Source organism: Massilia niastensis DSM 21313 (assembly GCF_000382345.1).
In the GTDB taxonomy this organism is placed as follows: Bacteria; Pseudomonadota; Gammaproteobacteria; order Burkholderiales; family Burkholderiaceae_D; genus Telluria; species Telluria niastensis.
The window spans coordinates 51,030-61,758 of record NZ_KB908114.1 but is presented as its reverse complement, the minus strand read 5'-3'; the positions used below and the strand labels follow the sequence as shown (position 1 = coordinate 61,758).

Here is a 10,729-nt window from a genome sequence, read left to right as displayed (position 1 = left end):
AACCTCTTCCGTCATCGCAAGACACGCTATCGTGGGCTGGCAAAGAACACCACGCAGCTGTTTGCCCTGTTTGCGTTTGCAAATCTGGTGCTGGCTGGACGAACCTTCGGAAGCGCTCGCGCCAGAACTCCGTCTTGAGCGGAGAAAAACTCGCAGGGATACCTCAAAAATCGTCTCGCGACGCCGTGCTGGGGCAAAAATACTCGCTTCGCTGCTCGTCAAGCCAGCGTCGACAGCACAGCTCCGGCCACGAGAAAAATATCGATTAAATCAGCGCTTCCTTAGATAAATCGCAAAGCAGAATTGTTTTTGGTGATATTATTTTTTTAAAGGCCGACAAGGAGCGGAGTAGGCGGAAATAAGTGAAACATCTTTGGCCGAGATCAAAATCGGACTCGCCCAAGTCGAGAAAGCGATGCTCATCAAAGCACGGTAATAAATGTATTGGCAGAAGTCCTGATTGCCATGTAAATGGCCGTGAGATATTTTTCCCGGCTCATCCGATTTGTCGCTAATGCAGCATGGACCTGAGAAAGAAACTGGATTGACATGGGGCTGCCGTCAGCAATCAGCCACGCCCGACAAAAGGAATCACGCCAAAGATCACCGCGGCCACCAGCATGACCAGCGCCGCCGTGATCGACCAGATCAGCGTGTAGCGCTGGTGGTCGCCGAATTCGACCTCCGACAGGCCGACCAGCAGGTAAGTCGAGGCTACCAGCGGACTGAGCAGATGGACAGGCTGGCCGATGATCGATGCCCGGCCGATTTCGGCTGCGGTGATGCCATAGACCGAGGCTGCCTTGGCGAGGATCGGCACCACGCCGAAATAGAAGGCATCGTTCGAGATGAAGAAAGTGAACGGGATGCTGAGCAAGCCCGTGACGATCGCCATGTAGGGTCCCATCCAGGCCGGAACGGCGGCGATGACGCTGGTGGCGATGGCATCCACCATCTTCGTGCCCTGCAGGATGCCGACAAAGATGCCCGCGGCGAAGATCAGTGACACGACCGGCAGCACGTTGGCCGCATGCTCGGTCAGCCGCTCCTTTTGTTCCTGCAGGCCGGGGTAGTTAATCATGATCGCGATCGCGAAGAAAATCATGAACAGCACCGGCAGGGGGAGGGCGCCCATGATCAGCAAGCCCATCAGGGTTGCGGTCAGAAGGAAGTTCACCCAGATCAGTTTCGGTCGCGCGATTTTGGGGTCGGAGACGCCCGTGTCCGGCCCGGCGCCGCCGCCGCCGGTGGACGCGGCAGCCACCGCCGTTGCCCTGGCGTCCGCCTCCGTCCGGCCGCCCGGAAGCTGGAGCACATTGCTCTCCTGTCCCGCGACGCCGGCGTGGGCAGTCCACTGGCCGGTGGTGCCATTCATCTGGCCCGAGATCTGACCCGAAGCCGCGAGCTCGGCGCAGGCAGGCTGCAGGACGCTGACATTCGGCGCCGCCTGTGCCTTGGCCCGGGCAGGCATGGCGATCACCCCGACCCGCTTGCGTTCCTTCACGCCGAGGATGTAGGCGACGAAGAGCACCCAGACGGCCGACACGATCATGGGCAGGATCATCGGCACGAAGATATCGCGCACGTCCACGCCCAGGGCGCTCGCAGCCCGCGCGGTCGGGCCGCCCCAGGGCAGGATGTTGAAGACGCCGCCTGCCAGCATGATCACGCATGCCAGTACCAGGCGGCTCATGCCGAGGCGCTTGTAGAGCGGAAGCATCGCCGCCACGGTGATCATGTAGGTCGTGGCGCCGTCGCCGTCGAGCGAGACGAACATCGCCAGCGCCGCCGTGCCGACCACGATCTTCATGGGGTCGCCGTCCACCAGTTTCAGGATCCTGCGCACGACGGGATCGAACAGGCCGGCATCGATCATGATGCCGAAGTACAGGATGGCGAACATGAGCATGACGCCGGTGGGGGCCAGGTTCTTGATGCCAGTTAGCATCATGGGTCCAAGCTCCGCGCCGAAGCCGCCGAGCAGCCCGAATACGATGGGCACGATAATCAAGGCAACCAGCGCCGGCAGGCGCTTTGTCATGATCAGGAACATGAAAACGACGACCATCGAATAGGCCAGGGCGGTCAACATCATTACTTCTCCTTGCAGGTGCAATACCTGTCCTTGCGTCAGGGGCCGGCAGGCCCGTCATTTCCTGTTGCGGGAAGCGCGTGGCGGCTTTCCGGCCGGGCCTGCGTCATGCAGGCCCAGGGAATCGGGGATATCGCCCGCCAGGCTGGCGTCATCGACGCCGGCATGGTCCACGGCCCCGGTCAGGCGTGGGCCTGCACGGTGCTCCGGGCGTTGGCGGAACTATTCAGGGAAAAGCGCTGCCAGGACGGCGAGCGCGAGGGCCGACTTCTTCATGGCGTCTCCGGGTTGTTGTCATCGTAGTGGACTGCTTTGTTTGCGCCACTATATGCGCGCCCGGCTTTCAATTAGCTTTCAGCGTCAGGTGCCGCTCACGCAAGTCGTGTCGCGCTCGATGAGGCGAAAACCCACGTCGATGATGTTTTCCTTCAGCGGCCTGCCTTCGATCTTCGCGATGAGCGACCTGGCCGCCTGCATGCCGATCGCCCATTTGTCGAGACGGACCGAGGAGATGGAGGGATGCGCGTGTGCCAGCGCGCGGCGGTCCGGCCCAAGGTGCCGACCCTGGGCGAAGCGGGGGGGCCAGGGTGTCGACACCTTTTCCTGGCGGGCCAGTGGGCACTTGTCTCCATGGCCGGAGCACAATGCCCGCTGAAGGGGCGCACGAGGTCTGCGCCGTTCACTCCCCGGTGATGTTCGCCTGTTTCACGAACTTGCCCCAGCTCTGCAGTTCCTTGCTGGTGTAGCCGGCCAGTTCCTTGGGATTCATGTACACCGCATAGGAGCCTTGCGCTTGCGCCTTGTTCTTGAAGTCCGCGGTCTGCATGATCTTGCTGATCTCGGCAGCAAGCCTGTCGATCACGGGCTTGGGCGTGCCGGCGGGCGCATACACGGCAAACCAGGAGTTGACATCGAGCTTCTCGAAGCCCTTGATGGTCGACGTCGGCGGAACCTGCGGCAAGCTGGGCAACACAACATTGCCCGTGACGGCGATCGCCCGGAGTTTCCCCGCCTTGATGTGGCTGAGCAGGGGCGGCGCCGTGGTAAAGGTCATGTCCACATTGCCGCTCAGCAGATCCGTGATCGCCGGGCCCGTGCCCTTGTAAGGGACGTGGGTGATATCGACGCCGGTGAGCTGCTTGATCATTTCCCCGGTGACGTGCTGGAGAGAGCCGTTGCCCGACGAGGCGTAATTCAGCTTTCCGGGATGTGCCTTGGCATAGCTGATCAATTCAGGCAGGGTGTTGATCGGAAGATCCGGGCGGACGACGATGACCTGGGGGGCGACGATCAGGTTGGCCACCGGCGCGAAGTCCTTGATCGGATCGAGCGACCCCTTCAGCAGATGCGGCGTGATGACCTGGAATCCAGAGTACTGGACCAGCAGGGTATGCCCGTCCGGCCTGGCGCGCTTGACGGCGGACGCGGCGATCGTGCCCGAGCCGCCTGGCCGGTTGTCGACCACCACCGGTTTTCCCAGGGCCTTCGACAATGGGTCCGCAATCATGCGCGCGGCAATGTCGGTGGTTCCACCCGGCGCTGCGGACGCGATCAGGGTGACCGTCTGCATGGGGTAGGCCGCGTCCTGTGCGTACGCGCTGACGCCGGCAACAGCAATGCCGAGGACGGTGACTGCGCACGCTTGCAAGCGAAGAAGTTGAATGGTTTTCATGGTGTCTCCAATATTCATCCGATGATGATGGTCTGGTCCTGCTGTGTTGGGTTTTCCTGCCGGCCTAGCCCGCACGCGCATGCGCGCGCTGCCGCAGCGCCTCGAGATCCGCCGGCGGCCGGTGCAGGTCGAGCCGGCGCCCGGCCTTGACGATCTGGCTCGGCGTGTCGTGGCCGATCAGTGCCGGCAAGCGCTTCGATGCGGCGATCAAGCCTTCCAGGTCGACGCCGGTGTCATATCCCATGAGCTCCAGGGCATGCACCACTTCTTCCGTGCAGACGTTGCCCGATGCCCCGGGCGCGTACGGACAGCCGCCGATGCCTCCCAGCGAAGCATCGAAGCGATCGGCGCCGGCATCGATGCCGGCCAGCACATTGGCCAATCCCATGCCGCGGGTATTGTGGAAATGCAGGCTCAGCTCGATATCGGGCCAGGCCGCGCGGAAGCGCCGGGTCAGCGCGGCCACCTGGCCGGGATAGGCCATGCCCGTGGTGTCGCACAAGGTGATGCCGCCGGCGCCGGCCTCGCCGATGAAGCGCGCGCACCATTCCAGCACCGTGTCCTCCGCCACCTCGCCTTCGATCGGGCAGCCGAAGGAACAGGACAGCGCAATATTCACCGCAAGCCGCGCCTGCCTGGCGATGCCGCTCACCTCGCGCAAGGCGCCGAAGGACTGCTCCCGGGTCATGCGCAGGTTGGCGAGGTTATGGCTCTCGCTGGCCGACATGACCAGGTTGAGTTCGTCCACCCTGCTCTCGATGGCGCGTTCGGCGCCGCGGACGTTCGGCACCAGGGCGCTGTAGATCACGCCCGGAACACGCTCGATCCCGAGCATGACGCTGGACGCATCGCTGAGGGCGGGAATCGCCTTCGGCGAGACGAAGGCGGTCACCTCGATCTTCGCCATCCCGGCCCGTGACAGGCTGTTGACCAGGGCAATTTTTTCCTCGGTCGGCACGAAGGCGCTTTCGGCCTGCAAGCCATCGCGGGTGCCCACTTCCTGGATATGAATGCGGCGCCCGGCGCCATTCCAGATGTTCATGCGACGACTCCTTTGCCGCGCAGCGCAGCGATGTCCTGTTCCGTCAATCCGATTCCACGCAGCACCTCGTCGGTGTCGTCACCGAGTCCGGGGGCGGAGGAGCGCAGGGTGCCCGGCGTGCCGAGCAGCTTGGGAACCACGCCCGGCACCTCCACCTCGTAGCCATCCCGGGTGGCCTGGGTCAGGATCATGTCGCGCGCCCGGTAATGGGGATCCTCGGCGATGTCCTTGGCGGTATAGACTTTACCTGCCGGCACTTTCGCCCCGGCGAGGACGTCGAGTACTTCGGTGACAGGGCGCGTCGCCGTCCAGACGCCGATGGCCGCATCCAGTTCCGCCACGCGCGCCACGCGGCCCGCATTGTTGGCCAGTTCCGGGTCCCCGGCCAGGTCGTCGCGGCCGATGACCTGCATCAGGCGCTTGAAGATGCTGTCGCCATTCCCGGCAATCAGCACGTAGCCATCGATGCAGCGATAGGCGTTCGATGGCGCGATGCCCGGCAGCGCGCTGCCGGCGGCTTCGCGCACGGCGCCGAAGGCGCTGTACTCCGGAACCAGGCTTTCCATGACATTGAACACCGCCTCATGCAGGGCGACATCGATCACTTGCCCCTTGCCGCCATTGACCTTGCGGTGGTACAGCGCAGTCAGGATGCCGATGGTGCCGTGCAGCGCGGCCAGGGTATCGCCGATCGAGATGCCGCAGCGTACCGGCACCCGGTCCGGTTCTCCCGTCAGGTGGCGCAGCCCGCCCATGGCTTCGCCGATGGCGCCGAAGCCGGGCAGGTCGCGGTAGGGGCCGGTCTGGCCATAGCCCGAGATGCGCAGCATGACCAGGCCGGGATTCAGCGCCGACAAGCTGTCCCAGCCCATGCCCCAGCCTTCCAGGGTGCCGGGCCGGAAATTTTCAATCAGCACATCCGCTTCGGCAATCAGCTTGCGGGCGATGTCCTGGCCTTCGGCGCTGCGCAAGTCGAGCGCGATGGAGCGCTTGTTGCGGGATTGGACCTGCCACCAGACCGAGGTGCCTTCCTTGATCATGCGCCAGTTACGCAAAGGATCGCCGCTACCGGGCGCCTCGATCTTGATCACGTCGGCGCCGAATTCACCCAGGGTCTTGCCCGCGAACGGACCGGCAATGAGTTGCCCCATTTCGATCACGCGGACGCCGCGCAGGGCGCCGTCCGGAACCGTGTTGTCTGTATTCATGATAGACCTCTCAATCAAACTCTCATCAGGTGGCGCCGGCGCCGCAGCTTCGATGGCGGGAAGGCGCGCTCTTGACAGCGCATGAAGACATTCTGACCGGCCGTCATGGATGGCGGAAGCGGAAAGGAAAGAAGCCAGCTTTCGCAAACCGCGAAAGCCGGGGACGGCGTGGACGGCCTGCCGCGCCCCTTTACTGGCTGGCGGGAGCGCGTTCCAGGTGCTCCAGCAGCAGGCGCACATGGCGCGGCACGGCCTTGGCGTCGCGCAGGCCGATCAGGAGCCGGCGGTCCGCCCAGGGGTCTTTCAAGGCGATCTGGCGCAGGTTCAGCGGACGCAGCAGCTCGTGCACCGCATCGGAGGGCAGGACGGCGATGCCCATGCCGGCCGCGACCATCTTGCACATGGCGTCGAAACTGCGCACGCGGATGCGCAGCTTGAGATTGCGTCCCAGCGCCTCGGTCTCGGCCTGGAGACGCTGGGCCAGCGAGGTGCCTTCGGCGAGGCTGACGAAGTCATAGTCGAGGACTTCCTCGAAATACAGCGTGCGCCGGCCGGCCAGCGCATGGCCCTGGGGCACGACCAGGCTCAGGCGGTCCTTCCTGTAATCGACCAGGTGCAGGCCCAGTGCCGGGGTCCGGTCGGCGAAGATGCCCAGGTCGGCGCGGCCATCGAGGACCGCCACGACGATCTCCCTGCTGTCGCCTTCCTCGAGTTCGATGCGGATGCCGGGGTTGGCCGCCGTGAAGGCGGCAAGATCGTCGGGCAGGAACTGGGTGACGGAGGAGGTGTTGGCCCACAGGCGGACGACACCCACGATGCCCGACGCGTAATCCGAGAGCTCCGCCGCCAGCAGATCGACATCGCTCAATATCCTCTGCGTATGGCGATGCAGCGCCTGCCCGGCGACGGTCAGGCTCACTCCGCGCGAATGACGCTCGAGCAGCGTGGCGCCGATGGTGGCCTCGAGCTCGGAGATGCGCCTGCTGGCCGCGCCGACCGCAAGGTGGGCCAGGGCCGCGCCCTTGCTGATGCTTCCCGTGCGCACGATGAGGGCAAACAGGGAAAGGGAAACGAGGTCGAGACGGTGAAGATTCATGGATGCAAGCAGACAGGGTTGGTCCGGGCATTGTGCGCTTGCGCCTGACTTTGCCGCAAGCCTGCTTGCGCGGCTCATCTGCGCGCCCGTCTTGCGCAATGCGGATTTTGTCCCAAATAATGGGATGCGAATCCCAAAATTTAGTAGACAAGGCGTGGCATGCGCTGCATACTCCGATCAAGGGTGACCGGCTTCCGGCGCAAGGGCGAGAACGGCGCGGTCTCCGCAACCCACCATCCACGCCATTAGGAGAGGAAACGCTATGCTGCCGCTACAAGGAGTGAAGGTCATCGAATTCTGCCAGGTCGCCGCAGGTCCGTTCTGCGGGATGCTGCTTGCTGACATGGGCGCCGATGTGATCAAGGTGGAACACCCGGAAGGCGGAGACAGCCTCCGGCAATGGCCTCCACTGAACCAGGGTTTCAGCGAAAACTTTGCCTCGCTTAACCGCAACAAGCGTTCGATCGCGCTGAATCTCAAGGATGAACAGGATGTGAAGCGCGCACGAGAGTTGATCCTGTCGGCGGACGTCGTGATCGAAAACAACCGGCCCGGCGTGATGCGGCGGCTGGGTCTCGACTACGAAACGCTCAGTGCGGTCAAGCCGGCGCTCATCTATTGTTCGATCTCGGCCTATGGCCAGTCCGGTCCCCGTTCCCAGGAGGGCGGCTTCGACCTGACGATGCAGGCAATGAGCGGCATCATGAGCGTGACGGGCGAACCCGGCGGTGCTCCGGTCAAGTGCGGCGTTCCGCTGTCCGATTTTGCGGCAGGCTTGTATGCGGCCTTCGGCGTGAGCGCCGTCCTGAACAAGGTGCGCGCCGGCCAGCGCGGCGAGCATATCGACGTCTCGATGCTGGGCGCCAGCCTGGGGATTGCGGCGCTGCAGACCAGTGAATACTTCGGCAAGGGCAGCGATCCCCAGAAACTGGGATCGGCGCATCCCCGTAACGCTCCCTACCAGGCGTTCCGCGCCAGGGATGGCTATTTCGCGATGGCCGCGGGTAACGACAACCTGTGGCGCATCACCTGCGCGCAGATCCAGCGTCCCGACCTGGCGCAGGATCCACGCTTTGGCAGCACTTCGCTGCGCGCGGCGAACCAGGCGGTGCTCAAGGACATCCTGGAAGCCGAGTTCGCCGACCTCACATGCGAGGAACTGATCTCGCGCTTCGCGGGGGCGGGCGTACCATGTACGCCGATCAATACCTATTCGCAGGTGCTGGCGGACCCGCAGGTCAAGGCGATGGAATGGGTGCAGGAGATCGACCTGCCGACGGGGGGGCGTACCCGGACCTTTGCTTCACCGCTGCGCCTGACCGGACGGGGCTTGCCGATCTATCGCAGCCCGCCGGCGCTGGGCGCCGATACGGACGACGTCCTGTCCTCGCTCGGATACACGCCGGCAGCGGCTCCCGCCGAGAAGGTGAGTGCATGAATGCCCTTGCCGCAGTAGACACGCAGCCCGGCGGCGCCGGCGCGCTGCTGGTGTGCCGCGAGGACGCCGTCACACGCGTGACGCTCAATCGTCCCGGCAAGCTGAATGCCTTGAATGTGGAACTGGTCGAAGCACTGCTGGCCGTGGTGCAGGAGAGCTGCCGCGACGGCACCCGGCTGCTCGTGCTGCAGGGGGCAGGGCGCAATTTCAGCGCCGGCTTCGACCTCGGTGATGTCGAGGCGCAGTCCGAGGGTGACCTGGTGCTGCGTTTCATTCGCGTCGAACAGTTGCTGCAGGCGGTGTATCACGCGCCGTATCAGACCATGGCGCTGGCACACGGAAAGAACTTCGGCGCCGGGGTTGACCTGGTCTGCGCCTGTAACCAGCGGATTGCCGCGGCCGGCAGCACGTTCCGCATGCCCGGCCTGCGCTTCGGACTGGTGCTGGGTACGCGCAGGCTGGTGCAGCGTATCGGCACCGACCGGGCACGCGAGGTGCTGGCACGGTCCTCGAACTTTACTGCGGACGAAGCGGTGACGATGGGCTTCATCCGGCAGGTCAGCGGGCAGGAAGCCTGGCCGGCCCTGGTCCAGGCGGCGGCCGACGAAGCAAGCTCGCTGTCCCTAGAGGCGATGGCGGCATTGTTGCGTGTCACGGCGCCGGATTCGAGGGAGGCGGACCTTGCAGAGCTGGCGGGTTCGGCAAGCCTGCCTGGCCTCAAGGAGCGGCTGCGCCGCTATCGCGCGCAAACCTGAGCGGACGAAACAACAAGAAAGGCGTGCACGGCACGCCTTTTTTTCGTTCCACGGCAATGTCAATGGGATGGACGCCCCCACCCGTAACGGCATCGATGTGCCAAAGTGGAAGTGTCGAACAACCACTTGAAGCGAGGGAGGCGTCGTCATGAAGATTACGACAATCGGCATCGATCTGGCAAAGAATGTATTCCAGGTCCACGGCGTGGATGTGCACGGCAAGGCCATGCTCAAGAAGCAGCTCAAGCGCGACCAGATGGCGGCGTTCTTTGCGAATTTGCCGCCGTGCCTGGTTGGGATGGAAGCGTGCGGCAGCGCGCATTACTGGGCAAGGAAGCTGCAAGAATTCGGCCATACGGTCAAGCTGATGGCGCCGCAGTTCGTCAAGCCGTATGTCAAGACCAACAAGCACGATGCGGCCGATGCCGAGGCGATCTGCGAAGCGGTGACCCGGCCGAGCATGCGGTTTGTCCCTGTCAAGAATGTGGAGCAGCAGGCGGTGTTGGCGCTGCACCGGGTGCGGCAAGGGTTGGTGAGGGCGAGAACGGCACAAGCGAACCAGATTCGCGGCTTGTTGAGTGAATTTGGACTGATCCTGCCACAAGGGATCGCGCACCTGTACCAGCGCGTGCCGGTGCTGCTGGACGAAGCGAACGAGGAATTGCCAGGGGCGTTTCGGGAACTAGTGCAGCGCTTGCTGGAGCATCTGAAGGAACTGGATCGGCAGGTTGGCGAAATGGAAGTCCAGATTCAGGCGTGGCACCGTAGTAACGCACTATCGCGCAAGTTGGAGAAGATACCCGGCATTGGTCCGATCACGGCCAGCGCGCTGGTGGCCTCGATCGGCGACGCGAAGAATTTTACGAATGGGAGGCAACTGGCGGCGTGGTTGGGGCTGGTGCCAAAACAGCATTCGAGCGGAGGCAAGACGAATTTGCAGGGCATCAGCAAACGTGGCGACACGTATTTGCGTACCTTACTCATCCATGGGGCGCGGGCGGTGATTCGCTGCGCCGAGCGCAAGCGCGATGCGCAAGGATGGTTGCATCGGCTGATTGGCCGGCGCAACAAGAATGTGGCGGCCGTGGCGCTGGCCAACAAGAATGCCCGGATCGTGTGGGCGTTGTTGGCGCGCGAGCGGGAATTCCGATCCGATTACGTTGTCGCGTAATCGGATCGGCTCAGGAAATCGAAGCAGACAGTCAAGGCAGCATCAGGCAGTTGATTCCACCGATTGCACAGGCAATCAAGAAGTGATGGCAAACAGGTGAGACCGTGGTTGGCAAAGCCCGTTAAGCTCGAAGCACATCAAGTGCGTAAAGTCGATTGGGGCGCCGGCCAGCACATCCCATCAGGGACAGCGGCAACAGCCGCACACAAAGTCCGAATGTACGGGTGCAATCTTTACCTCGGCGTCATCATAATT

General features: G+C 63.5%; 9 protein-coding genes and 1 pseudogene. 4 read left to right on the top strand and 6 right to left on the bottom strand.

Features of this window, described 5'->3' with window-relative positions; genetic code table 11:
- A pseudogene (locus H162_RS34230) lies at positions 1–138 on the top strand (IS5/IS1182 family transposase); the annotation flags it as partial.
- 430 nt (positions 139–568) lie between these two features.
- Here the strand turns inward: H162_RS34230 and H162_RS0120475 are convergent.
- The 6 genes from H162_RS0120475 to H162_RS0120445 all read right to left on the bottom strand — a co-directional run bounded on the left by H162_RS0120475 (position 569) and on the right by H162_RS0120445 (position 7,110).
- Complete coding sequence (locus tag H162_RS0120475) at positions 569–2,092, bottom strand: CitMHS family transporter (protein WP_040787797.1); 1,524 nt, start codon at positions 2,090–2,092, stop codon at positions 569–571.
- Between the two features lie 360 nt (positions 2,093–2,452).
- Entirely contained in the window at positions 2,453–2,689 is a 237-nt protein-coding gene (locus tag H162_RS34225) for a substrate-binding domain-containing protein (RefSeq protein WP_156885720.1), read from the bottom strand.
- Between the two features lie 82 nt (positions 2,690–2,771).
- Entirely contained in the window at positions 2,772–3,764 is a 993-nt protein-coding gene (locus H162_RS0120460) for a Bug family tripartite tricarboxylate transporter substrate binding protein (RefSeq protein ID WP_026354886.1), read from the bottom strand.
- Between the two features lie 64 nt (positions 3,765–3,828).
- Positions 3,829–4,806, bottom strand: coding sequence for a hydroxymethylglutaryl-CoA lyase (locus H162_RS0120455; protein ID WP_020655360.1), 978 nt, complete (start codon positions 4,804–4,806; stop codon positions 3,829–3,831).
- Entirely contained in the window at positions 4,803–6,014 is a 1,212-nt protein-coding gene (locus tag H162_RS0120450) for a CaiB/BaiF CoA transferase family protein (RefSeq protein WP_020655359.1), read from the bottom strand. Before H162_RS0120450 ends, H162_RS0120455 begins: the two co-directional genes overlap by 4 nt.
- 190 nt (positions 6,015–6,204) lie before the next feature.
- Positions 6,205–7,110: a LysR family transcriptional regulator gene (locus tag H162_RS0120445; RefSeq protein WP_020655358.1), complete on the bottom strand. Its 906-nt coding sequence runs from the start codon at positions 7,108–7,110 to the stop codon at positions 6,205–6,207.
- A gap of 262 nt (positions 7,111–7,372) precedes the next feature.
- On the opposite strand from H162_RS0120445, the gene H162_RS0120440 reads away from it, so the two are divergent.
- The 3 genes from H162_RS0120440 to H162_RS0120430 all read left to right on the top strand — a co-directional run bounded on the left by H162_RS0120440 (position 7,373) and on the right by H162_RS0120430 (position 10,474).
- Positions 7,373–8,548: a CaiB/BaiF CoA transferase family protein gene (locus H162_RS0120440; RefSeq protein WP_020655357.1), complete on the top strand. Its 1,176-nt coding sequence runs from the start codon at positions 7,373–7,375 to the stop codon at positions 8,546–8,548.
- Positions 8,545–9,303 (top strand): enoyl-CoA hydratase/isomerase family protein, encoded by a 759-nt coding sequence (locus tag H162_RS0120435; RefSeq protein WP_020655356.1) that lies wholly within the window; start codon positions 8,545–8,547, stop codon positions 9,301–9,303. Before H162_RS0120440 ends, H162_RS0120435 begins: the two co-directional genes overlap by 4 nt.
- Before the next feature lie 148 nt (positions 9,304–9,451).
- Positions 9,452–10,474 carry an IS110 family RNA-guided transposase gene (locus H162_RS0120430; protein WP_020655355.1) on the top strand — a complete coding sequence of 341 codons (1,023 nt, stop codon included), beginning with the start codon at positions 9,452–9,454 and terminating at the stop codon, positions 10,472–10,474.
- Positions 10,475–10,729: the final 255 nt, after the last annotated feature.